The organism is Enterobacter cloacae complex sp. HYC080_NIDB (assembly GCF_056673325.1).
The window spans coordinates 764,323-787,449 of record NZ_CP114212.1 but is presented as its reverse complement, the minus strand read 5'-3'; the positions used below and the strand labels follow the sequence as shown (position 1 = coordinate 787,449).

The following is a 23,127-nucleotide window of genomic DNA, read 5'->3' as shown; positions in this document are numbered from 1 at the left end:
CATATCGTTGCCAACTGATAGAATTGCATCAAATAACAACCCTGAATGTTCCAAAAACAACATATCTCCCGCTCACTTGTGAGGAAAGTAACATGAACCTTAAGCTGCAGCTTAAAATATTGTCGTTTCTGCAGTTCTGCCTGTGGGGTAGCTGGCTGACTACACTCGGCTCCTATATGTTTGTGACGCTCAAGTTCGATGGTGCGTCAATCGGTGCCGTCTACAGCTCGCTGGGTATCGCGGCGGTCTTCATGCCAACACTGCTCGGTATCGTGGCGGATAAATGGTTAAGTGCGAAATGGCTGTACATGCTTTGCCATCTGGTGGGCGCAGGGACGCTGTTTATGGCGGCCGAAGTGACCACGCCAGGGGCAATGTTTATGGTGATCCTGCTTAACTCGCTGGCCTATATGCCAACGCTTGGGCTGATCAACACCATCTCTTACTACCGCCTGAAATCTGCCGGGATGGATATCGTGACCGATTTCCCGCCAATCCGTATCTGGGGCACCATCGGCTTTATCATGGCAATGTGGGGCGTGAGCTTCGCAGGCTTTGAACTGAGCCATATGCAGCTCTACATCGGTGCCGCGCTCTCCGTGCTGCTGGCGATCTTCACCCTGACGCTGCCAACCATTCCGGTTTCAAACCAGCAGAAAAACCAGAGCTGGAGCACCATGCTCGGTCTGGACGCTTTCGCGCTGTTTAAAAACAAACGGATGGCGATCTTCTTTATCTTCTCCATGCTGCTGGGCGCAGAGCTGCAGATCACCAACATGTTCGGCAACACCTTCCTGCACAGCTTCGATAACAATCCGCTGTTTGCCGGAAGCTTTATCGTTGAGCATGCGTCGGTGATGATGTCCATCTCTCAGATCTCTGAGACGCTGTTCATCCTGACCATCCCGTTCTTCCTGAGCCGCTACGGCATCAAGAACGTCATGCTGATCAGTATCGCGGCATGGATGTTGCGCTTTGGTCTGTTCGCCTACGGCGACCCGAGCGCATTCGGCACCGTACTGCTGGTGCTGTCGATGATTGTTTACGGCTGTGCCTTCGACTTCTTCAACATTTCCGGTTCCGTATTCGTGGAAAAAGAAGTGAAGCCTGAAATCCGCGCCAGCGCACAGGGCATGTTCCTGATGATGACCAACGGCTTCGGCTGTATTCTGGGCGGCGTGGTGAGCGGTAAAGTGGTAGAGATGTACACCACCAACGGCATCACCAACTGGCAGCCGGTGTGGCTGATCTTCGCCGCATACTCGCTGGTGCTGTTCTTCGCGTTCATCGCGCTGTTCAAGTACAAGCACGTGCGTGTGCCGAACGGTGCGCAGCCGATCGCGCACTAATCTTTGGTGTGTTGTGCCCGGTGGCGCTAACGCTTACCGGGCCTACAAAACCAAACCGTAGGCCGGGTAAGGCGAAGCCGCCACCCGGCTATTTTATTGCAGAAAGCACCCACCCCACCGACAGCAAATCCGCGCTGCCCCCCGGACTCAGATTGCGTTCTATCAATGCGATATCCATTTTAAGCAACGCTTCGCGGTCCCAGCCGTTAGCCAGCAATTCCCGCGCGTAGTCCTGAACGTAGCGCAGCCCTTCCATGCCACCGCGCGACACCAGATTGCTGTCCTGATTGACTGACATCAGGCGTAACAGCAGGCTGTGAAGCGACCGTCCGTTCCACAGCGCCAGCGCCTTACGCACCGTGGCAAAGCCGCTTTCCGCCTCACCGCGCGCGCCGGTTAAGCCGTACTGCTGAAACTGCCGCTCGCCCGCCGTCGCCTGCCCGCTGCGCGCGGCCAACTCTCGCGACACCAGCCCGCGGCAGATGTTACCCACCTCACAACAGAGGCTGTCCGCAGAAAGATTGTTCACACGTCCGGCGGCGAAGCACAGTAAACCCAGGGCAAAAATCCCGCCTTTGTGCGTATTCACGCCGTTCGTCGCGGCGTACATCGCCTGCTCGCAGGCCATCCCCATTGGGCGGATAATCCGTAGCTGTGCGTCAGCGGGCTTATCCGCATGCGCGTTACCAAGTTCAGCAAAGCGCGCAAACCACGGCGTAATCGCCGCAATGCTGCGGGCAAACAGCGCGTGGTCCATATCGCGGTGGGAACCGTTATTGAGCTTGTCCACCAGCCCCGGTTTGGGCGTCAGCTCCAGCTCCTGCCACAGTGCCGCTTCGGCAAGCGCGGGCACGTCCGCAATGCGGGGTTTAGTCGCGAGCAAACCAGTCATCAATCATCTTCTCCACCCGGGAAACCACCTGCTCAACGGGATGGTTCCGCGAGCGGGAACAGGCATGCGCAGGTTCGTCGCAGATCAGGCAGCGTCTGAGATTTGCCCCCAGCGACTGACGCCCGACGTGGCCATGCTGAGGGCAGATAACATCCAGATCCCACAGCCTGCCGAGCGGGTGCGTCTGCTCCAGATCCGCGCAGTGCGCTTTAATTTCCGCTGCCGGATGAGCCACGCACCACAGGGCCTCGGACCCGGTCGGAAGCCACAGCACCTGACGGTCCAGCACCTGCCAGCGGTTCTCCCATAGCAGCTGGTCGCACGTCTGGAGCGCTACGCCCATGGTGTTGCGATAGCGCAGGCTGTCTTTAATTTCCCCTGGCGTGACCAGCGTGAGGGAAATCACCGGTTGTTGATAGTGCTCAAGCATGTCAGCCTGACGCGCTGCGCGGCGCTCTTTCGCCGCCAGCAGTTCGTCCAGGCTGACACCCGTCCGCACGGGTGTCGCTACTGTCATAATCACTCCTTCACCTGTCGCACGGTGTCGATCACGCTGCCGTCGCGGTAGCGGATCACCCCGACGATTTTGTCGGTAAACTCAATCGGCTTCGGTACGCCCGTCAGCGATATCGCCCGTTCATAGAGCGCGTTGATATCCACAATCTTCAGCCCGGCAGCCATCAGCCGCTCACGCACCTCCGGGCGCGCCGGGTTAACCGCAATGCCGTGATCGGTGACCAGCACGTCGATGCTCTCACCCGGCGTGAGGCGCGTGGTGACGCGCTTCACGACCGTCGGAATGCGGCTGCGCAGCAGCGGCGCGACGACGATGGTGAGGTTCGCCGCAGCGGCCACGTCGCAGTGTCCGCCGGACGCGCCGCGCATCACGCCGTCGGAGCCTGTGATGACGTTGACGTTGAAATCAACATCGATTTCGAGGGCGCTGAGGATCACCACGTCGAGCTGGTCGCAGCTTGCCGCCTTGCTGCCGGGGTTGGCGTAAACATTGGTGGAGATCTCCACGTGGTTCGGGTTGCGCGCCAGAGACGCCGCCGCCTGGCCGTCAAAGCACTGGGTGTCGAGCAGCTTTTCGATGAGCCCCTTCTCGTGCAAATCCACCAGGCTGCCGGTGATGCCGCCAAGCGCGAAGCGCGCCTTCACGCCGCTGCGCTCCATTTTCTCTTCCATAAAGCGCGTGCAGGCGGTCGCCGCCGCGCCGGAGCCGGTCTGCATTGAGAAGCCCGGGTTAAAGTAGCCGGAATGTTCAATCACGTCCGCCGCATAGCGGGCGATCATCAGCTCGCGCGGGTTGCTGGTGACGCGCGCCGCGCCAACGCTGATTTTCGCCGGGTCACCGACGCTCTCAACCTGCACGATGTAGTCCACCTGGTCCTGCACCAGGCCGGCGGGCATATTGGGGAACGGCACCAGTTCTTCGGTCAGCAGCACCACCTTGCGGGCAAAGTGCGCATCCACCATGGCGTAGCCCAGCGAGCCGCAGCAGGATTTACCGTGGGTGCCGTTGGCGTTGCCAAACTCATCGCTGCACGGCACGCCGAGAAACGCCACGTCGATATTCAGCTCGCCGTCCTGCAAGAGCTTCACGCGCCCGCCGTGGGAGTGAATTTGCACCGGCTCGTCCATCAGCCCGTGGGAGATGGCATCCGCCAGCCTGCCGCGCATTCCGGAGGTGTAAATCCGGGTGATGACGCCGCTTTCAATATGCTCGATCAGCGCGTCATTGCAGGTCATCAGCGAGCTGGAGGCCAGCGTCAGGTTTTTGAAACCCATTCGCGCCAGCAGCGCCACGACGGTGTTGATCACCCGGTCGCCTTCGCGAAACGCGTGGTGGAAAGAGATGGTCATCCCGTCCTGCAGGCCGCAGCGCTTCACCGCCTCTTCAACGGAGGCGCAGAGTTTGCGGCTGTGCTTCGCGTCAGCATCCGCCAGCCACGGCGTCGCGCTGTGGGCGGTATCAAACGGTTTTAAGCCCCGCAGATGGGGGAAATTCATATGGAGAAGTTCAGTCTGGTTCATTCTGTCATCCTTACCGACGCACGCCGGAGGCCGCCGCGCGCTCCAGCACCACCTGCGCGTGGTTAATAATCGGTGCATCCACCATTTTGCCGTTGAGCGACACCACGCCCAGGCCGTTACGCTCGCCCTCTTCTGCCGCCTCAATCACTCGCTTCGCGTGTTCCACCTCTTCCTGCGTCGGGGCGTAGGCGTTATGCAGCAGGTCAATCTGGCGCGGGTTAATCAGCGATTTGCCGTTAAAGCCCATCTTGCGGATCAGATCGACCTCGCGCAGGAACCCGGCCTCGTCGTTAACGTCTGACCACACCACGTCGAAGGCGTCGATGCCCGCCGCACGGGCGGCGTGCAATACGGCGCAGCGGGCGTAGAACAGCTCGGTGCCGTCGCCGCGCTCGGTCTGCATATCCATCACATAATCAAAGGCGGCCAGCGCGATGCCGATGAGGCGCGGGGAGCTGCGGGCAATCGCCACGGCATTTATCACGCCAATGGCCGATTCAATCGCCGCCATGACGCGGGTAGAGCCGACTTCGCGGCCGCACTCGCGTTCAATACGCGCCAGGTGCACCTCCAGCTCGTAGATATCGTCCGGGGTATCGGTTTTCGGCAGGCGAATCACGTCCACGCCCGCCCGCACGGCGGCTTCCAGATCCAGCAGGCCAAACGGCGTGCTCAGCGGGTTAATGCGCACCACGGTTTCGATATCCTGATACATCGGGTGCTGTAGCGCGTGGAACACCAGCATGCGCGCGGTGTCTTTCTCGCGCAGGGCAACGGCGTCTTCCAGGTCAAACATGATGGAATCAGGCCGGTAGATAAAGGCGGTGGAAAGCATGGCGGTGTTGGCGCCCGGCAGGAACAGCATACTGCGGCGGAGTTTGCTCATTTCAGCGCCCCCCAGTTGATGGTTTGATCATCGGCGGCACGCATCAGCGCGCTTTGCAGGCGGGCGCGAATAACACAGTCCAGCGCCCCTTTATCTTCAATAATGATGAGTCCCTGGTGCACGTTCATGGTGCGCAATGTGTCGTTGACCACCTGGCGAATCTGCTCGCCAAACTGCTTAATCACTTCACTGTGGATGACTATCTCCAGCTCGCCGTGAGCGGGAGCGATTTTCACCATCAGGTCGCTGGACTCCTGCGTGCCGGCCAGCGCCTCCCTTACAATATTCATGATAAATTCCTGGTAGTTATGCGACTTCGGCACTCGCACGGTAATGCGTTTCGAGATGCGCGAAGGTGGAGTCCGGGACAATCTCCCGGATCCGGGAAAATTGCTGTGCCTTGAGTAAACGGCGCACTTCGGACGCGGAAATGGCGTTGCCGGTGGCCTTGATGCGTGGCATTTCCACCACCTCAATATGCGAGGCCAGCAGATCGTGCAGCGTCTGGTTGTACTGCCGGGTGATATCGCAAAAGGGCTCCGAGCCGATGAAGCGGTGGGTGATGCCCAGCGCCGGGGCAATAAAGTCGCGGAAAATCAGCACGTCGATTTCACTCCACGCCTGCTGCACTTTGCCGGTCTCCTTCAGGAAGTAGGCCGGGAAGGTGGCGCGGGAGATGATGTACTGCGAGCCTTCATGCACCACCACGTTCGGCAGTTGTGCCACGCCCGCCCGCACCATCTCAATGCGCGCGCTAAACGGGAAGAACGACGCATCTTCACGCACCACGAAGAGATGCAGCGCATCGCACTGCTGCGCCGCCTGCTCCACCAGATGGCGATGGCCGAGGGTGAAAGGATTGGCGTTCATCACTATCGCGCCAATGTTCTCCCCGCTTTTGCGCTTCGCGCGCAGGGAACGGCAGTAGCGTTCGATCCCCTGCGGGGTGTTCTCCATCAGCACCGCGTTGTTTCCGCTCTGGGCAATCGGCCAGAAGCCACTGCGGGCAAAGCGCTCCCGGTTGCACGGACGGGTGCAGAGGAAGAGGTGAAAATGGCCGCGCTCCAGCGCCGCATTTTCCACCTCAGCCAGCAGCCGCGCGCTGAGGTTCTCGCCGCGAAGCTGCTCGTTGACCGCCACGCATTTGATGACGTTGGCGGCAAGCCCTGCGCAACCCACCAGCAGCGAGCCGGACCAGGCTTCGACAAACAGCGTGATGTCGTTGTCCAGGCCAAGGCCGCTGTCTGCCAGCAGGTAGCGAATCTGGCTTAAGCGTTCCGGATGCTTCGCCACCAGAGTGTGGCGAAAATCGATGGGTTGACTGTTCATGCCGTTTTACTCAGTGTGCTGCCGCAAGCCCGACGGCGGGCGCTTCCACGATCACGTTGCTCAGATGACCGATATGCTCGATCTCCACCTCAATGCGATCGCCCTCTTTCATAAACAGCGGCGGGTTACGCTTTTTCCCCACCCCGCCCGGGGATCCGGTGATGATCACATCGCCCGGGCTGAGGCGGGTGAAGGTGCTGATGTACTCGATCAGCTCCGCAACCTTGTGGATCATGCTGCTGGTGTTGTCTTCCTGCACCATGCGGCCGTTCAGCCAGGTGCGGATTGCCAGCTGGTGCGGATCCGGGATCTCATCCGCCGTCGCCATCCAGGGGCCAAACGCGCCGGTCTGACGCCAGTTTTTTCCGGCTGTAAACCAGGTGTGCTGCCAGTCACGGGCGGAGCCGTCCATGTAGCAGCTGTAGCCCGCCACGTGGCGCAGCGCGTCGTCGCGACTGATGTTCTCCCCACCTTTGCCGATGATCACCGCCAGCTCGCCTTCGTAGTCGAATTCGCTGGAGTGGCGCGGCTTCAGCACCGGTTCGTTATGGCCGGTCTGTGAATCCGGGAAGCGGACAAACAGCGTCGGGGCCGGGTTATGCTGGTCAAACTCCTTGCGTTTGTCGGCGTAGTTCATGCCCACGCAGAGGATTTTTTCCGGCTGCTCAATCACCGGTAAGAAGGTGATAGCGCTCATCGGCACGTCCACCGCGTCGTTCAGGTAGCGGGTGGCCTGCGCCAGCCCGTTGCCCTCCAGCAGCGCCTTGAGGTCGCTGTAGCGGTCGCCGAGACGGCGGCCTAAATCAATCACGCCGTCGGCCTGGACGATGCCGTAGCTGCGTTTTCCCTGGTATAAAAAGCTTGCGAGTTTCATTGTTCTTTCCTGAAAACTTAAACGAGGAAGTTGCCCAGAATCAGCAGAGAGACAGAGACGTTAATCGCCCCGCCGATACGGGTAGCAATCTGGGCGAACGGCATCAGGCTCATGCGGTTGCCTGCGGTCAGGATCGCCACGTCGCCGGTACCGCCCTGCCCGCTCTGGCAGCAGGAGACGATGGCGACATCAATCGGATGCATACCGATCTTTTTGCCGACGAAGAAGCCGGTCGCCACCAGCGCAGAAACGGTGCTGACAATCACCAGCAGGTTGCTGACGGTGAACGCCGCCACCAGTTCGTGCCATGGGGTGATAGCCACGCCGACGGCGAAGAGGATGGGGTAGGTCACGGAAGTCTGGAAGAATTTGTACACCACCTGCGAGCCCTCCAGCAGGCGCGGAGAGGCGCCGTTGCAGAGCTTCACCAGCACCGCCATAAACAGCATGCCGACCGGAGCAGGCAGGCCAATCAGCTTGTGGCCGAGCATGCCCAGCATGTAGAGCAGCACCGCCAGCAGCGCGCCAGAGGCGATAGTGGTCACGTCCGCTTTACCAGAGAACGCAGGCTGAGAGACGGTGGTATCGGCATTGGCGCGGTTAGGCATCAGCTGGCCTTCACCGGTCAGGTGCGGGTAGCGCTTACCAAGCTGGTTCAGGCAACCGGAGATAATGATCGCGGTCAGACCGCCGAGCATCACCATCGGCAGCACGCGGCCGAGCGCTACGCCCTGGTCCATGTGCAGCAGGGTGGCATAACCGATGGAAAGCGGAATTGCGCCTTCCCCGACGCCGCCCGCCATGATCGGCAGAATGATAAAGAAGAAGATCTGGAACGGCTCCAGGCCCAGCGCGAGACCAACGCCCATCCCCACCAGCATGCCGACGATTTCGCCGCACAGCATCGGGAAGAAGATGCGCAGGAAGCCCTGAATCAGCACCGTGCGGTTCATGCTCATGATGCTGCCGACGATAATGCAGCAGATGTAGAGATAGAGAATATTGGTGGATTTGTAGAACTTCGTGGTGGACTCGACCACCACATCTGGCAGCAGGCCGTAATAGACCAGCGCGGAAGGGATAAAGGTGGCGCAAATCGCCGCCGCACCGAGCTTGCCGACAATCGGCAGGCGCTTGCCAAACTCACCGCAGGCAAAGCCAAAGAAGGCCAGGGTCGCTACCATCACCACGATGTCGCTCGGCAGCTTTCCGCCCAGACAATCAATCGCAATCAGTGCGCCCGCCAGAACAAACAGCGGCAGAGGGATAATCCCGATTTTCCAGGTATCCATAATATGCCACCAACGCTCTTTGAGCGAGGGTCGCTGAATTTCAATCGGGTCGTGGGTAACAGAGAAAGAATCGTCAGTTGTGCTCATAATAAGCCCCTTGGTTATTTTGTGCATTCAGCTTAGAGTCACAAAGGCTTACTTTATGTGAGGGATGACATATTAAAAGCGAAGTTTTAATGGCCACTATGGTTTTAATGGTTTCTTTTATTTAATGTGATTTATGCCTTATTTATTATCGTGGTTTTTATGGTTTCTTTTCTGAATTGAACAAACAAATAACATTTATTCATATAGCCTGAACGAGGTAACCCCTCAGGATAAATCTTTTACAGCACCCGCTGTGCAAGGGATCACAAGTTTTCGGCAAAGCACAGGCAGCCACAGAAAAAAAGATGATATATTGGCGTTCTTTGTCGCTACCTTGCGTGATAGTTATGAAAGTCTCTTTCCAGATTAAGTTGTTTATTTCGCTGGTTGCCTTTTTCTCAGTGCTTTTTGCGTTACTGGGCGGATATTATTATGCCGATGTCGGTAAGCAGCTTTATCAGGAAATGAGTGCGCGCGCAAAAATACAGGCGGAGGAGATTGCGCTTATTCCGTCATTACGCAATGAAGTTGAACAAAAAGATATCACCGCGATCCATGATTTTATGCAGAAAATGGCTGCCCATAGCGATGCCAGCTTTATTGTCATTGGAGATAACACGGGAAAGCACCTTTTTCATTCCGTCTTTGCCGACAGAGTGGGCACAACGCTGGTTGGCGGCGACAATGAGGCCGTCCTGCAGGGGAAAAGCACGACAACCATCCGTAAAGGCGGACTGGGTATTTCGCTGCGCAGTAAAGCCCCTATCTTCAACGATGCCGGGCAGGTGGTTGGCATTGTTTCCGTGGGCTATCTCACCAGCTACCTCGACACCATTACCGTCAGTAAAGTGGTCAATATCCTCATTGCCGCCGTGCTGCTGCTTTTGGCCCTCTTTATCTTCTCCTGGTTCTTTACCCGCAGTATAAAGAAGCAGATCTTCTCCCTCGAACCGCGAGAAATCGGCCTGCTGGTACGTCAGCAAAAGGCGATGATGGAATCTATCTACGAAGGGGTGATTGCCATTGATAACGAGCGGCGCATAGAAGTGATCAACCAGGCGGCGCGCAAACTGCTGGGGCTGAGCCAGCCGGCGCGTGAACTGCGCGGACAGTTGATAAGCCAGGTGATCGACCCGGTCCCGTTCTTCGACACCCAGACGATGCTGGCTAAAGATACCCACGATGAGATTTGCCGTTTTAACGATCTCACGGTGATTGCCAGCCGGGTTCACATCATGCTTGAGGGCTCGCTACAGGGCTGGGTGATCACCTTCCGCGATCGCAACGAAATCGACTCTCTGAGCGCCCAGCTCAGCCAGGTAAAGCGCTATGTCGATAACCTGCGCATTATGCGTCACGAGCAGTTAAACCGGATGACCACCCTCTCCGGCCTGCTGCATATGGGCCGCTATGAGGAGGCGATTGGCTACATACAGGCGCAGTCGGAACATGCCCAGGAGCTGCTGGACTTTATCTCGTCGCGCTTCAGTTCTCCCACCCTGTGCGGCCTGCTGCTCGGGAAAGCCGCCCGAGCGCGGGAAAAAGGCGTCGAGCTGAGTTTCGACCCGGCTTGTCGGCTGGATAAGCCGTTCCTGCCGCTTGGGGAGCAAGAGTTGATTTCGATTATTGGTAACCTGCTGGATAACGCCATCGAAGCAACACAGCGCTCGCCGCTTCCACATGCGCCGGTGGAAGTGCTGATAAAACTCAGCGAGCAGGAGCTGATTATTGAAGTCGCCGACCAGGGCGTAGGCATTAAACCGGAGATCCGTGAGCGGATCTTTGAACGCGGCAGCACCACCAAAACACGCGGCGATCATGGGATTGGTCTGTATCTGATCGAAAGCTACGTTACGCAGGCTGGCGGCGCGATAGAAGTTGCCGATAATACCCCACGCGGCGCCATTTTCTCATTGTTTATCCCGGCCTCGGGAACCGTCCGGCAACTGGAAGACACCGACTATGCAACATGAACTTATCGACGTACTGATTGTTGAAGACGAGAACGAACTGGCACAGCTGCACGCGGAGCTCATCAGCAAACACCCGCGTCTGAGACTGGTGGGGATTGCCTCGTCACTGGCCGACGCGCAGGTTCAGCTTGAGCGTAAACAGCCTCAGCTGATGCTGCTGGATAACTATCTGCCGGACGGCAAAGGCATCACCCTTATCAGTAACCCGATGCTGACCCGCGCCAACTGCTCGGTGATTTTCATCACCGCCGCCAGCGATATGGACACCTGCAGCCAGGCCATCCGCAACGGCGCATTTGACTATATCCTCAAGCCGGTTTCCTGGAAGCGCCTCAGCCAGTCGCTGGAGCGCTTTGTGCAATTTGCCGAACAGCAGCGCGTCTGGAAGATTGTCGATCAGCAAAACGTCGATTCACTGTATCAACTCCAGGCGAAGAACTACCGCCAGGACAACGGCAGCAAAGGGATTGAGGAGAATACGCTGGCCCGGGTGCAGGCGCTGTTCAACGACAAGGCGACGCACTGCTTTACCGTGGATGAGGTGGTGAGCGAAACGGGGTTGAGTAAAACCACTACCCGGCGCTATCTGGAGCACTGCGTGGAGGCGGGGTTTCTGAGCGTGGAGATGCTGTACGGGAAGATTGGGCATCCAAGGAGGATGTACAAGCGTAGTGCGGTTTGATGAAACGTTCCCTCTCCCTGTGGGAGAGGGTTAGGGTGAGGGCAGCAGCCCGCACTACCTCAACACATATCCATACAGCCGTTTAATCCCGTCCGCATCCTTCTCGCTGTATACCCCCTGCAGCTCCGGCGAGAAGCCCGGCAGCAGGTTGATGCCCTCTTCCAGCGCCAGGAAGTAACGCTGTACCGCCCCGCCCCAGACTTCACCCGGCACCACGCACAGCACGCCAGGCGGATAGGGCAGCGCCCCTTCGGCAGCAATGCGCCCTGCGGCATCCCGTATGCGCACCAGCTCCACGTTTCCGCGAATGTAGGCCTGGTTCGCGTCCTGTGGATTCATCACCACCTCAGGCAGGCTCTCCTTGCGGAACATCGCCTTCTGCAGATCTTTTACGTCAAAGCTGACATAAAGATCGTGCATCTCCTGACACAACTGGCGGAGGGTGTAATCCCGGTAGCGCACCGGGTATTTCTGGTAGATGGTCGGCAGTACGTCCGCCAGCGGCGTATCGTCTTCAATATGCTGCTCGAACTGTCCCAGCATTGCCACCAGCTGCGCCAGCTTCTCGCTGCTTTCAGCTGGCGTCAGCAGGAACAGGATTGAGTTGAGATCGCATTTCTCCGGCACGATGCCGTTTTCGCGCAGGTAGTGCGCAAGAATGGTCGCCGGAATACCGAACCCGGTATATTCCCCGGTTTCCGCATCAATACCCGGCGTGGTCAGCAGCAGCTTGCACGGGTCGACAAAGTACTGCTCGCGGGCATAACCCGCAAACCCGTGCCATTTCGCCCCCGGCTCGAAGCTGAAGAAGCGGCGCTCGCTGGCAATGGCGTGCGTCGGATGATCCTGCCACGGCCGCCCCGCCACCACCGGCGGGATAAACGGCTTAATCATATGGCAGTTGGCAATGATCGCCTTGCGCGCCTCAATGCCCAGCTCAACACACTCCGCCCACAACCTGCGCCCACTCTCGCCTTCATGAATTTTGGCATTCACATCCAGCGCTGCAAACAGCGGATAAAACGGGCTGGTGGAGGCGTGCAGCATAAACGCATTGTTCAGCCGCTTATGGGGGCAAAACCGCGCCTGGCCACGAATGTGGTTATCCTTTTTATGGATCTGCGACGTTTGCGAGAACCCGGCCTGCTGCTTATGCACCGACTGGGTCACAAAAATGCCAGGATCGTTCTCGTTCAGCTCCAGCAACAGCGGAGACGTTTCCGCCATCATCGGAATAAATTGCTCGTAGCCCACCCAGGCAGAGTCAAACAGGATGTAATCACACAGATGGCCGATCTTGTTGATCACCTGACGGGCGTTGTAGATCGTGCCGTCATAGGTGCCAAGCTGGATGATCGCCAGGCGGAACGGACGCGCCTCGTCGGCTTTCTCCGGCGCAGCCTCGCGGATAAGATCGCGCAGGTACGCGTCATCAAAACAGTGCTCGTCAATCCCGCCAATAAAGCCAAATGGATTACGCGCAGCCTCAAGATACACCGGCGTGGCCCCAGCCTGAATCAGCGCCCCGTGGTGGTTAGATTTATGGTTATTGCGATCGAACAGCACCAGGTCGCCGCGGGTCAGAAGCGCGTTGGTCACCACCTTGTTGGCCGCCGACGTGCCGTTCAGCACGAAGTAGGTTTTATCGGCATTGAACACTTTCGCCGCGAACTTTTGCGCATGCTTGGCGGACCCTTCGTGGATCAGTAAATCCCCGAGTTTTACGTCAGCATTGCACATGTCGGCACGAAACACGTTCTCACCGAAGAAATCAAAGAACTGTCGTCCCGCCGGATGCTTTTTGAAAAACGCCCCGTGCTGGTGACCAGGACAGGCGAAGGTGCTGTTACCCATCTCCACGTACTGGCTCAGGGTGTCGAAAAACGGCGGCAGCAGATTCTCTTCGTAACGGCTGGCAGCAGTCTCCAGTTCCAGAAACTCCTGCGCTTTCCCCGAGATGACCGCGGTAGCACCGTCAGGCACGTCCGTTTGCTCCTGCGAGAAAATAAACACCGGTAGCTGAAAGCCCGTGCGTTTCAGCAACGCGAGAATACCGCTGCGACTTTCAGCAGTTGTCATGACGACTGCCGCCACATCGGTAAAATCCGTGTTATCCAGCGTCACCTTTTCACGGTGGGTTGAGACAGTGGAGAGCAGCTCGCGGCTGACGGCAATTTTCATGGTTTTCATAGGCGCTAGTTACCCTCACCGAACGGTGAGACAGGGAGGAGAAAATTCGCGCAATAATGTCACCTTTTATTTTGAGGTGCAAGAAGGAATCAATATGCACAAAACCTTCCAAAGCTAAGCGTAATGCCCGCTTTGCGTGTCATAATCATGCAATACCAATGATTAAGTAACAGGAGTTAGCGGTGGTAATTGGACCCTTTATCAACGCCGGCGCAGTGCTGCTGGGCGGCATACTTGGCGGCGTGTTAAGCCAGCGGCTACCGGAGCGTATTCGTACCTCCATGCCGTCTATTTTTGGCCTGGCCTCGCTGGGCATCGGCATCCTTTTAGTCATCAAATGCGCCAACCTGCCCGTCATGGTGCTGGCAACGCTGCTCGGCGCACTGATTGGCGAATTTTGCTATCTGGAAAAGGGCATCAATAACGCGGTAGGCAAAGCCAAAAACCTGATTGCCCGACCCGGTAAGGCGAAAAACGGTTCGCACGAGTCGTTTATTCAGAACTACGTTGCGATCATTATTCTGTTTTGTGCCAGCGGCACCGGGATATTCGGTTCGATGCAGGAAGGGATGACGGGCGACCCGAGTATATTAATTGCGAAAGCGTTTCTCGATTTCTTCACCGCCACCATTTTTGCCACCACGCTCGGTATCGCCGTCGCGGCAATTTGCGTCCCGATGCTGCTGATTCAGCTGGCTCTCGCCACCTGCGCCGCGCTGATACTCCCGCTGACTACGCCGGCAATGATGGCGGACTTTACTGCCGTCGGCGGCCTGCTGTTGCTGGCGACCGGGTTACGCATCTGCGGGATTAAGATGTTTGCCGTGGTGAATATGCTGCCCGCGCTGCTGATCGCCATGCCGCTCTCAGCGCTCTGGACGCGCTTTTTCGCTTAAGAGTGCGGCGAAATGGCGAGAGATTGCGCAGTCTGTAACGAAAACAACATTTTTCGTTGACGGCAGGAAGCAGATCAGGTTTAATGCGCCCCGTTGCCCGGATAGCTCAGTCGGTAGAGCAGGGGATTGAAAATCCCCGTGTCCTTGGTTCGATTCCGAGTCCGGGCACCACTATTTAGAAAACCCAGCCTATGGCTGGGTTTTTGCTTTATGGCTACGGCCGATTTCTGTGCGCTGATAAGCGTGGCTTTAATGCAGGCACGCTTACGCTAATAGCCCGATAAGTTAATACAGGCGGTGGCTCTTTTTTATCACTTAATTTTGCCGGATAAATTGCTGACCTGATTTGAAAGGTTGTCGTTGCTCCGCTTCATGTCATCAAGGCTTCTTTGCAATCGCTCGATCTTACTCTCCTGCTCAGAATTCTTTCTCTCAAGCTGTAAAACCTTCTGAGTTAGCTCATCGACTTTGCGGTTGTCGGACTTCATCTTCCTCAGGCTATCCTGCATCTCCCGTAGGTCCGACTCCCTGAAATCAGAAGGCTCGATTTCATCTGCATCAGAAATTACCGGGATATATCCTCCATTAGCGCTGCTGGGTTTGATACTAACCTGAACTTTATTTAGCCCCGCAGAGTGCGCGTAACCTATTGAAGAAAAATAAAAAAAAGAAACAACACACAGACCAGACAGATATTTATTCATTTCTAACGTCCTTTTAAATTTTTCAATCACTTCCAGGAGTCCCCTTCTGGTATCACCCGCTGAGGATAAAACACATGGCTTAGCCTCTGGCAGTTCAGAAACGGGGTTAAAGAGCAGAAGATACTGTTCGTTTTTCATTATAATACGCGTTTCCTCTCCCCAAAATCCAACCGCCACCCGCTCATTTTCTGCCACCTTATATCCGCCGGTATCGAGATAAGCGCGTTACTACGCACCTTATCAAAGGTATCTCCCATGCCCATCAAAGATATAATCCTGCTTAGCGCCTGCCTGTCAGGGCACCTTGTCCGCTACAACGGTACCGATAAATCCTGTTCCTCAGATCTGCTGCAACACTGGCGCGAAGAAGGCCGTCTGGTCACCCACTGCCCGGACCTGGCGGCGTGGCTGGCGTTGAAAACTGCGCAGAGTCAGGGTGGGATTGAAAATCCCCGTGTCCTTGGTTCGATTCTGAGTCCGGGCACCACTATTTAAAGAACCCGCCCAAAAGGCGGGTTTTTGCTTTTGATCTCTTTTCAATCTAGGGATCGTTCCCAATCACATCCAGCAGTTTATTTTTAAAGATAAACAAACACGCCTCATTGAAGTTCTCCGCCCCCAGCCGTTCCGAAAGCGCCGTTCGTTTGCGGTAGAGGCTTTTCACCGACGTATTCAGCTCATCGGCAACGGCTTCCATCGACATCCCTGCCCTCAGCAACCGCAGCATGATCGCCTCGTGCGTGCTAAGCCGTAAGTTAAGCAGCCATTTGGTTGTCAGACGCCTGCCCTTCATATTGAGCACCAGATTAAACAGCGACGCCATATCCGGCGCGGTGAGCGACGTGTTCATAAACAACTTCATACTGAGTAGATTCTCTTCGCGATGTCGCATATCCAGCATAACGCAGCAGATCGTTTTCCTTGTTCTGGCCGGATGGCGTATCAGGTAATCATATAAACGGAGCGGAGAACGACTATCAATCAATACAGAGTATTCGTCGGCACCATTATCAAATATGTTTCTGTCAATCGAGTCGAGCAGGATAATATCTGGAAAAAAAAGCCTCATGCCCCTGACAAGATAGCGATCCTGAGTCACTAACACTATTGAAGTTGCCACTAACCATCCCTTTTAGATTAAAGCAAGAACGCTCCTTCCGAGAGAAGGCCGCCTTCGTTTTATAGCGCTGTTATATTAACGACAAATGTATTCTGGCTTTGAACATCCCTCAATACACACATTGATGAGTAAGACTTCCTGTAGACCATCATTCAATGTCTGACATTAATTATAAATAAAAAACAATCTCAGAAAAGACACTTCGCTAAACATTAAGAATTTTTGTCATGAAACTTCCCAAACATGCACAAGAAAGTACTTTAATTGATGCTTCCAGGCCTCATTAAAAATATAAACAAATTTGTCACAATAAAAATAAAACACTTAAATATCATAATGTTATAAATACAAAGCCCCTTCAATATAATCATAAAAAACCGCTCACTACAGAATTATCTCAAAACCACCCAGCCTCTATTCACCATATTTATCCGGAAACATATCAGGTGTACATTACCGTTTACCCAATCCACCGAGATAAGGATCCATAATTACCTTTTAGTAAGTACCCCATAACGTTACTGCATTCAGATTTAATGTTCTCATTTATCGCCTTTAACGCACAGTTAAAAGGCAGCCGTGTTATGCAATGGATTCATGATAAACAAATGGCAAATAGATATGGAAAGATCGCTTCGCTTCAATACGTTATTCTTTTATCGCACCCCAGGATTATTGTTACTGTTATTACTCTTTCCTGTTCTGGTTCAGGCAACGGAATCCGTTTATGAACAACAGATTCAACAGGCGCGTAAAGGTAATTACACGCCGTTTCTTGATTATCTGCAGCATTATCAGCAACAGCACGCCCTGACGCCTGAACAGGTCGCAGACTGGTTACAGGTGGCATCCTGGGCAGGTCATGATGATGAGGTGATTGAGGTCTGGCAGCGTTATGGCATTTATATGCCGCTGCCCGCTCGCGGCGTTGCTGCCGTTGCCCAGGCCAGGAGAAATCAAAAAGCGTGGCAGCCAGCCTTATCGCTCTGGAAAGAGGCGTGCAGCCTTGCGCCGAATAACGATGATTATCGTATCGGCTATATCAAAACCCTGGCCGATGCCCGCATGGATGCACTCGCGCTGCAGGAAGCCCGGCAGCTGGTCACCCAAAACCCCACTCAGGCGCATCTTCGGACGCTCTCGTATGTCTGGTTACGCCAGGGAAAAAGCTGGGATCGGCTTCTGGCGGACACGCGCGCACTGGCTACCGCGCCAGAGAATAATGTCCTGCTCAGCGAGCTTGTCGACGCCCTGACGGATAACCGCGTGAATACCCCCGCGCTCGTACTTTCACAGCGGGTGCCGCTGTACCCGGCGGAGCGTCGCCGTCTTGAGCGTAACGCCGCCGCCGAAAGGGTTCGCCTTGCCGATGTGCCAGGCAGAACAGAAAAGGAGCGCCTGCAGCTTGCGCAATCTGCGCTGAATCGTTACGGCGTTCTGCTTTCTCGCTGGAAAAGCGAGCCGCAGGCGGCGGAAGATGTCATCCTTGCGCGTATAGACCGGCTCGGCGCGCTGTACGCCCATGCTGATTATCCGCGGGTCATCAGCGAGTATCAGGATCTTATGGCAGCGCAGCACCCGGTGCCGGACTGGGCAATCGGCTGGGTTATCTCCGCGTATCTTCAGGAGAAAAACGCCGATGCCGCCTTCTCGCTTCTGCAACGCTATCCGCAATATCCCGCCGATCCGCAGGACGAAGAGCACGCGCTTTTCTACGCCTGGCTGGATACCGGGCAGTATCTGGCCGCCCGCCAGTATGTAGAGCGCCAGACCCGTAACGTCCCCTGGACCCGCTACGATTTCGGTTCCCCTACCCCTCAGCCGAACGATCGATGGCTCACCGGGCAGTCTCTCCGTTTTAACTATCTGCTGGCGACCCACGCCCTGCCTGAAGCCGAAAAGCTGTCTCAGCGTCTGGCGACAACGGCGCCGGGCAACCAGGGATTGCAGATTGACTACGCCACTTTGCTACAGGCGCGGGGCCTGCCGCGTGCGGCCGAGCAGAAGCTGAAAATGGCGGAGGCACTGGAGCCATCAAATCTGGAGCTTGAGCAGCAGCAGGCTTACGTCGCCATGGATCTACAGGAGTGGCAAGAGATGGATTTACTGGCCGACGACGTGCTTGCTCGCGCACCGGTCGATCGCAGTGCCCGTCGTCTGGACAGGCTCAGAACGGTTCATCATATGTCCGAGCTGCGCCTCAATGCGAGCAAGGGTTTGCACTCCGATAACCCCGTCAGCGGTACGCACGACCTGAACTGGGACGCCACGCTCTATGGCCCGCCAGTTGCGGATAACTGGCGGCTGTTTGCCGGCACCCGCTATGCAGAGGGTAATTTCGATGAAGGCAAAGGCACCAGCCGCCACCTCCTGGGCGGCGTGGAATGGCGGCCTCGTGACCTCCAGCTCGAAGCCGAGCTTTCCAGTAACCGCTATCACGGCGCGAACAAGCCGGGGGCTCGCCTTTCCACAACTTACTTTCTCACCGATAGCTGGCAGCTCAGCGGCAGCCTTGAACGCGTAGCTCCCACCACGCCCTTACGGGCATTACGCAACGGGATTAGCGCCAACCGGGGGGAAGGCGGCGTGCGCTGGTATCAAAACGAGCGACGTGAGTATCAGTTTAGCGTCGCCGTCAGCCGCTTCTCAGACCACAACCGCCGTCAGGAATACACCCTTACGGGTAAGGAGCGTCTCTGGCAAACCCCGTCCCTGACGCTGGATCTCGAACCGGGGATCGCCGCCAGTAAAAACAGCCTGCGGGACACGCTCTATTACAACCCGGCGCGGGATCTGTCCGTAGCGGCCGCTCTGTCCGTCGATCATGAGATGTATCGCCATTACGACACCCTCTGGAGCCAGCAGTTCGTGGCAGGCGGCGGCAGCTACTGGCAGAAAAACCAGTCCGCCGGGGCCATCACCCTGCTGGGCTACGGACAACGCATCCAGTGGAACAACGTCATCGATACCGGCGTGATGCTGAACTGGGATAAACGGCCTTACGACGGCAAGCGCGAGAGCAATCTCTCCGTCACGTTTGATGCGACTTTACGCTTTTAAGGATGAATATGCTGAACATACGTTTTTCCGTGAGTGTGATACTCATCGGCTGGTTCTGCCTCAGCGCGAGCATTTGCGCCCAGGCACTCCCGTTTATTGCCCCCAAAGAGAGACCCCAGCTGGAGGCGAGCAAGCCCTGGCCAACGAATCGATTTCTGGTGCTGGCCTACCACGACGTCGAAGATGATGCCGCCGATCAGCGCTACCTCTCCGTTCGCACCAGCGCGTTAAACGAGCAAATAAGCTGGCTTTTGCATAACGGCTATCACGCCATCAGCGTGCAGGACATTCTGGATGCCCATGACGGAAAAAAAACGCTGCCGCCGAAAGCCGTTTTGCTCAGTTTTGACGACGGCTACAGCAGCTTTTATACCCGCGTCTGGCCACTGCTTCAGGCCTGGAACGTCCCTGCCCTTTGGGCACCGGTAGGCAGTTGGGTGGACACGCCAGCAAATCAAAAGGTCAATTTTGGTGGTCTGATGACGCCCCGCGATCGCTTCGCAACGTGGGACATGGTGCGCGAGCTCAGCCAGTCTCCGCTGATTGAGATCGGCTCACATACCTGGGCCTCCCATTACGGTATCGTGGCTAACCCTCAGGGAAGCCGCGAGCCTGCCATCGCCAATCGCTTTTACGATAAGGCGACGGGCCGCTATGAAACCGATCGGCAGTTCAGCCAGCGGATCGGCGACGACGTGCGTAAAGTGACCGAGAAAATCACGCAGGTGACGGGCAAAGCACCGCGCGCCTGGGTCTGGCCTTACGGTGCCGCCAACGGTACGTCGCTCGCCATCGCCAGACAACAGGGTTACCAGCTGGCCTTTACGCTGGAAGACGGTCTGGGGGACGTAAATGACCCTGGCAACATTCCCCGTCTGCTGATCGCCGGCAATCCTTCGCTAAAAACCTTTGCCAGTACGGTCAGCCAGATCCAGGAACACGATCCCGTTCGCGTCATGCACGTCGACCTCGACTACGTTTACGATCCCGATCCGGCCCAGCAAACCCAAAATATCAACAGGCTGATCCAGCGAGTCTACGACATGAAAATCAGCCATGTTTTCCTGCAGGCGTTTGCCGACCCGCAGGGCGATGGCCGGATCAAAGCGCTCTATTTCCCCAACCGTCGGCTTCCGGTCCGCGCCGATCTGTTCAATTTTGTCTCCTGGCAGCTCCAGACCCGTGCGGGGGTGAAAGTCTTCGCGTGGATGCCGGTGCTCTCGTTCGATCTCGATCCCTCCCTGCCGCGCGTGCAGCGTCGGGATCGTCAAACGGGCCAGCTGCACGAGGCCACTGAACCTTATATCCGGCTCTCCCCGTGGAACCCGCAGGTTCGCCAGCAGGTGACGGACATCTATGAAGATCTGGCCCGCTATAGCACCTTCAATGGGATTTTGTTCCATGACGATGCGGTGCTGACGGACGTTGACGATGCCGGACAAGACGCCGCTCAGGACACAACGCGTCAGAAAAGCCGTCTGCTGATGGGCTTTACCCGGGCGCTGGGCCAGGCGGTGAAGCACATCCGGGGACCGCAGATCAAAACCGCACGCAATATGTTCGTCTTACCCATCCTTGAGCCTGAAAGCGAAGCCTGGTTTGCACAGAATTTTGATGATTTTCTGGCGGCCTATGACTGGACGGTGCCGATGGCCATGCCGCTGATGGAGTCCGTTCCGGCGAACGAAAGCGACGCCTGGCTGACGCGTCTGGTTAACGTGGTCGCCGCACGGCCCGGCGCGCTCGATAAAACCATTTTCGAACTGCAGGCCAGAGACTGGGAGCAAAAAACGCAGCGTGCCGTTTCCGATAAACAGCTTGTCCAGTGGATGCGCGTTCTCCAGCTGAACGGCGTCAAAAACTACGGCTACTACCCCGACGATTTCATCAACAACCAGCCTGATATCTCCCGCATCAGGCCTGAATTTTCTTCCTACTGGTACCCTGACAATGACTGATCGCATCATCGCTTTTTCTATTTTGTGTCTGGTATTCGGGTTGCCTTTAGGCGTGGCCGCCCTTTTTACCGGCGAACTGATTCTGGATTTTGTGTTCTTCTGGCCGCTGTTCATGTCCGTGCTCTGGGTCACCGGCGGACTCTATTTCTGGTTTCAGCTTGAACGCCACTGGTCGTGGGATAAAGAGACCCCACCACCCTCGCTCGCTGGCGAGCCGCTTATTTCCATTCTGATCCCCTGTTTCAATGAGGAAAGGAACGCCAGAGAGACCATCAGCGCCGCGCTGGATCAGCGGTATAAGAATATAGAGGTTATCGCCATTAACGATGGCTCTTCTGATAACACGGCGGACGTGCTGCAGCAGCTGGCGCAGGAGCAGCCGCGCCTGCGGGTAATTAACCTCGCGGAGAACCAGGGAAAAGCCGTCGCGCTAAAAGCGGGTGCCGCGGCAGCCCGGGGCGATCTGCTGGTCTGCATTGATGGCGACGCCCTGCTCGACCGCGACACTGCGGTTTATCTGGTAGCCCCGCTGATTCAGTATCCTCACGTCGGCGCGGTCACCGGCAATCCACGCATTCGCACGCGATCCTCGCTGATTGGGCGCATTCAGGTGGGCGAGTTCTCGTCCATTATTGGCCTTATCAAACGCACGCAGCGGATCTATGGCCGGGTCTTTACCGTGTCCGGCGTCATCGCCGCCTTTCGCCGCCAGGCGCTGGCGGATGTCGGGTACTGGAGCCCGGATATGATCACGGAAGACATCGACATAAGCTGGAAGCTTCAGCTACGCCACTGGGATATCTTTTTCGAGCCGCGGGCGCTGTGCTGGATCCTGATGCCGGAGACGCTCAAAGGCCTTTGGAAACAGCGCCTGCGCTGGGCTCAGGGCGGCGCGGAGGTGTTTCTGGTCAACCTTCGCAAGGTTGTGCGCTGGGAGCATCATCGCATGTGGCCCCTGTTTCTGGAGTATGCGCTGTCCACGCTGTGGGCGTTCGCTTACGCGATGACGGTACTGCTGTTCATTATCAGCCAGGTCGCGCCGATTCCCGCCAGGCTGACCGTTGAGACCCTGTTCCCACCCGCGTTCACCGGTCTGCTGTTGGGCGTTATGTGCCTGCTGCAGTTCCTGGTCAGTTTGTTCATCGAGCGGCGATACGAGCGGAAGGTGGCAAGCTCGCTTTTCTGGGTGATTTGGTTCCCGATGGTGTACTGGATGATTGGCCTGTTCACTACCCTCGTCGCGTTTCCGAAAGTCATGCTTAAACGTCAGCGTGCCCGCGCGCGCTGGATCAGTCCGGACCGGGGAAAAGGAAGCATTCAATGAACGAAAATACCTTAATTTTGACTGAACATCGGCTGTTACCACGTCTTTTCGATGCCGCGTTAACTCTGGTGGCGTGGGGAGGATTTCTGTTTTTCCTGTATGCCAGGCTGTGGATGCAGTTAACCGAAGAGAGTGAACACCGGTGGAGCGTCATTATTGCCTCCTTTAATACGGTGTTGATCTATTTGCTGTTCGCCGCGCTTAACGGATGGCTGCTGATTTTGTGGTATCAGTACAACCGCCGCCGCACGCATGTGAGGCGTCGTCAGCCGGGCTATTTTCACCAGGAGGAGCTGGCCCGCAGCTTTAATGTCTCACCACAGATCATCTCCGAGATGAGCCAGTACAACCTGCTGACGGTCTATCACGATCGGATTGGCCGTATTATTGATTTAAAGATCAGTCAGCAGGACGAGGAAGAAGAGTGAAGAAACGTCCCCGCAGAATGGTCTGCGGGGAGCTATTTCGAGCGGT

The 23,127-nt window shown here is 56.5% G+C and carries 20 protein-coding genes and 1 tRNA gene; 10 read left to right on the top strand and 11 right to left on the bottom strand.

What is annotated here, in order from left to right:
• Window positions 1–92 precede the first annotated feature (92 nt).
• Window positions 93–1,349 (top strand): nucleoside permease, encoded by a 1,257-nt coding sequence (locus O1723_RS03750; RefSeq protein WP_014885202.1) that lies wholly within the window; start codon window positions 93–95, stop codon window positions 1,347–1,349.
• An 88-nt stretch (window positions 1,350–1,437) separates the two neighbouring features.
• On the opposite strand, the gene citG is transcribed toward O1723_RS03750, so the two are convergent.
• Genes citG through O1723_RS03710 form a run of 8 tightly spaced genes read right to left on the bottom strand, consistent with a single transcriptional unit; the run spans window position 1,438 to window position 8,746 of the window.
• Entirely contained in the window at window positions 1,438–2,241 is an 804-nt protein-coding gene (gene citG, locus O1723_RS03745) for a triphosphoribosyl-dephospho-CoA synthase CitG (protein WP_023337761.1), read from the bottom strand.
• On the bottom strand, window positions 2,219–2,758 hold the full coding sequence (gene citX / locus O1723_RS03740) for a citrate lyase holo-[acyl-carrier protein] synthase (protein ID WP_023337762.1): 540 nt from the start codon (window positions 2,756–2,758) through the stop codon (window positions 2,219–2,221). The genes citG and citX overlap by 23 nt, the downstream gene beginning before the upstream one ends.
• Before the next feature lie 2 nt (window positions 2,759–2,760).
• Window positions 2,761–4,278, bottom strand: a complete 1,518-nt coding sequence (gene citF, locus O1723_RS03735; RefSeq protein WP_248191266.1) for a citrate lyase subunit alpha — start codon at window positions 4,276–4,278, stop codon at window positions 2,761–2,763.
• Window positions 4,279–4,288: 10 nt separating this feature from the next.
• Complete coding sequence (citE, locus tag O1723_RS03730) at window positions 4,289–5,164, bottom strand: citrate (pro-3S)-lyase subunit beta (RefSeq protein WP_248191264.1); 876 nt, start codon at window positions 5,162–5,164, stop codon at window positions 4,289–4,291.
• Window positions 5,161–5,454, bottom strand: a complete 294-nt coding sequence (gene citD / locus O1723_RS03725) for a citrate lyase acyl carrier protein (RefSeq protein ID WP_023337764.1) — start codon at window positions 5,452–5,454, stop codon at window positions 5,161–5,163. Before citD ends, citE begins: the two co-directional genes overlap by 4 nt.
• Before the next feature lie 16 nt (window positions 5,455–5,470).
• Entirely contained in the window at window positions 5,471–6,493 is a 1,023-nt protein-coding gene (citC, locus tag O1723_RS03720; protein ID WP_023337765.1) for a [citrate (pro-3S)-lyase] ligase, read from the bottom strand.
• Window positions 6,494–6,503: 10 nt separating this feature from the next.
• Entirely contained in the window at window positions 6,504–7,367 is an 864-nt protein-coding gene (locus O1723_RS03715) for a fumarylacetoacetate hydrolase family protein (RefSeq protein ID WP_023337766.1), read from the bottom strand.
• Between the two features lie 17 nt (window positions 7,368–7,384).
• On the bottom strand, window positions 7,385–8,746 hold the full coding sequence (locus O1723_RS03710; protein WP_023337767.1) for a 2-hydroxycarboxylate transporter family protein: 1,362 nt from the start codon (window positions 8,744–8,746) through the stop codon (window positions 7,385–7,387).
• Between the two features lie 347 nt (window positions 8,747–9,093).
• On the opposite strand from O1723_RS03710, the gene O1723_RS03705 reads away from it, so the two are divergent.
• A complete protein-coding gene (locus O1723_RS03705) occupies window positions 9,094–10,719 on the top strand; it encodes an ATP-binding protein (RefSeq protein ID WP_023337768.1) in 1,626 nt (541 codons plus the stop codon).
• On the top strand, window positions 10,709–11,401 hold the full coding sequence (locus tag O1723_RS03700) for a response regulator (RefSeq protein WP_023337769.1): 693 nt from the start codon (window positions 10,709–10,711) through the stop codon (window positions 11,399–11,401). The genes O1723_RS03705 and O1723_RS03700 overlap by 11 nt, the downstream gene beginning before the upstream one ends.
• Before the next feature lie 54 nt (window positions 11,402–11,455).
• Here O1723_RS03700 and O1723_RS03695 read toward each other — a convergent pair whose 3' ends face one another.
• Window positions 11,456–13,591: an ornithine decarboxylase gene (locus O1723_RS03695; RefSeq protein WP_023337770.1), complete on the bottom strand. Its 2,136-nt coding sequence runs from the start codon at window positions 13,589–13,591 to the stop codon at window positions 11,456–11,458.
• A 182-nt stretch (window positions 13,592–13,773) separates the two neighbouring features.
• Between O1723_RS03695 and O1723_RS03690 the strand changes: the two genes are divergently transcribed.
• Window positions 13,774–14,487 (top strand): DUF554 domain-containing protein, encoded by a 714-nt coding sequence (locus O1723_RS03690; protein WP_023331294.1) that lies wholly within the window; start codon window positions 13,774–13,776, stop codon window positions 14,485–14,487.
• 95 nt (window positions 14,488–14,582) lie between these two features.
• A tRNA-Phe gene (locus O1723_RS03685) sits at window positions 14,583–14,658 on the top strand.
• Window positions 14,659–14,798: 140 nt separating this feature from the next.
• On the opposite strand, the gene O1723_RS03680 is transcribed toward O1723_RS03685, so the two are convergent.
• Complete coding sequence (locus O1723_RS03680) at window positions 14,799–15,386, bottom strand: hypothetical protein (protein ID WP_226856248.1); 588 nt, start codon at window positions 15,384–15,386, stop codon at window positions 14,799–14,801.
• A 60-nt stretch (window positions 15,387–15,446) separates the two neighbouring features.
• Here O1723_RS03680 and O1723_RS03675 point away from each other — a divergent pair, with 60 nt between their 5' ends.
• Window positions 15,447–15,686 carry a 2-thiouracil desulfurase family protein gene (locus O1723_RS03675; protein WP_023337788.1) on the top strand — a complete coding sequence of 80 codons (240 nt, stop codon included), beginning with the start codon at window positions 15,447–15,449 and terminating at the stop codon, window positions 15,684–15,686.
• Window positions 15,687–15,732: 46 nt separating this feature from the next.
• Here O1723_RS03675 and O1723_RS03670 read toward each other — a convergent pair whose 3' ends face one another.
• Window positions 15,733–16,260, bottom strand: coding sequence for a helix-turn-helix domain-containing protein (locus O1723_RS03670; protein ID WP_045134821.1), 528 nt, complete (start codon window positions 16,258–16,260; stop codon window positions 15,733–15,735).
• 672 nt (window positions 16,261–16,932) lie between these two features.
• On the opposite strand from O1723_RS03670, the gene pgaA reads away from it, so the two are divergent.
• From pgaA to pgaD, 4 genes are read left to right on the top strand one after another with little or no spacing between them, the layout of a single operon-like run.
• Window positions 16,933–19,371, top strand: a complete 2,439-nt coding sequence (pgaA, locus tag O1723_RS03665; RefSeq protein WP_032645303.1) for a poly-beta-1,6 N-acetyl-D-glucosamine export porin PgaA — start codon at window positions 16,933–16,935, stop codon at window positions 19,369–19,371.
• A gap of 8 nt (window positions 19,372–19,379) precedes the next feature.
• Window positions 19,380–21,329, top strand: a complete 1,950-nt coding sequence (gene pgaB, locus O1723_RS03660) for a poly-beta-1,6-N-acetyl-D-glucosamine N-deacetylase PgaB (protein WP_023337790.1) — start codon at window positions 19,380–19,382, stop codon at window positions 21,327–21,329.
• Window positions 21,322–22,653, top strand: coding sequence for a poly-beta-1,6-N-acetyl-D-glucosamine synthase (gene pgaC / locus O1723_RS03655; RefSeq protein WP_023331300.1), 1,332 nt, complete (start codon window positions 21,322–21,324; stop codon window positions 22,651–22,653). The genes pgaB and pgaC overlap by 8 nt, the downstream gene beginning before the upstream one ends.
• On the top strand, window positions 22,650–23,081 hold the full coding sequence (gene pgaD / locus O1723_RS03650; protein WP_014885222.1) for a poly-beta-1,6-N-acetyl-D-glucosamine biosynthesis protein PgaD: 432 nt from the start codon (window positions 22,650–22,652) through the stop codon (window positions 23,079–23,081). The genes pgaC and pgaD overlap by 4 nt, the downstream gene beginning before the upstream one ends.
• Window positions 23,082–23,127 lie beyond the last annotated feature (46 nt).

Coding starts and splice junctions, on each gene's coding strand:
- O1723_RS03750 (WP_014885202.1), top strand. CDS start 93: ATGAACCTTAAGCTGCAGCTTAAAATATTGTCGTTTCTGCAGTTCTGC.
- citG (WP_023337761.1), bottom strand. CDS start 2,241: ATGACTGGTTTGCTCGCGACTAAACCCCGCATTGCGGACGTGCCCGCG.
- citX (WP_023337762.1), bottom strand. CDS start 2,758: ATGACAGTAGCGACACCCGTGCGGACGGGTGTCAGCCTGGACGAACTG.
- citF (WP_248191266.1), bottom strand. CDS start 4,278: ATGAACCAGACTGAACTTCTCCATATGAATTTCCCCCATCTGCGGGGC.
- citE (WP_248191264.1), bottom strand. CDS start 5,164: ATGAGCAAACTCCGCCGCAGTATGCTGTTCCTGCCGGGCGCCAACACC.
- citD (WP_023337764.1), bottom strand. CDS start 5,454: ATGAATATTGTAAGGGAGGCGCTGGCCGGCACGCAGGAGTCCAGCGAC.
- citC (WP_023337765.1), bottom strand. CDS start 6,493: ATGAACAGTCAACCCATCGATTTTCGCCACACTCTGGTGGCGAAGCAT.
- O1723_RS03715 (WP_023337766.1), bottom strand. CDS start 7,367: ATGAAACTCGCAAGCTTTTTATACCAGGGAAAACGCAGCTACGGCATC.
- O1723_RS03710 (WP_023337767.1), bottom strand. CDS start 8,746: ATGAGCACAACTGACGATTCTTTCTCTGTTACCCACGACCCGATTGAA.
- O1723_RS03705 (WP_023337768.1), top strand. CDS start 9,094: ATGAAAGTCTCTTTCCAGATTAAGTTGTTTATTTCGCTGGTTGCCTTT.
- O1723_RS03700 (WP_023337769.1), top strand. CDS start 10,709: ATGCAACATGAACTTATCGACGTACTGATTGTTGAAGACGAGAACGAA.
- O1723_RS03695 (WP_023337770.1), bottom strand. CDS start 13,591: ATGAAAACCATGAAAATTGCCGTCAGCCGCGAGCTGCTCTCCACTGTC.
- O1723_RS03675 (WP_023337788.1), top strand. CDS start 15,447: ATGCCCATCAAAGATATAATCCTGCTTAGCGCCTGCCTGTCAGGGCAC.
- O1723_RS03670 (WP_045134821.1), bottom strand. CDS start 16,260: ATGAGGCTTTTTTTTCCAGATATTATCCTGCTCGACTCGATTGACAGA.
- pgaA (WP_032645303.1), top strand. CDS start 16,933: ATGGAAAGATCGCTTCGCTTCAATACGTTATTCTTTTATCGCACCCCA.
- pgaB (WP_023337790.1), top strand. CDS start 19,380: ATGCTGAACATACGTTTTTCCGTGAGTGTGATACTCATCGGCTGGTTC.
- pgaC (WP_023331300.1), top strand. CDS start 21,322: ATGACTGATCGCATCATCGCTTTTTCTATTTTGTGTCTGGTATTCGGG.
- pgaD (WP_014885222.1), top strand. CDS start 22,650: ATGAACGAAAATACCTTAATTTTGACTGAACATCGGCTGTTACCACGT.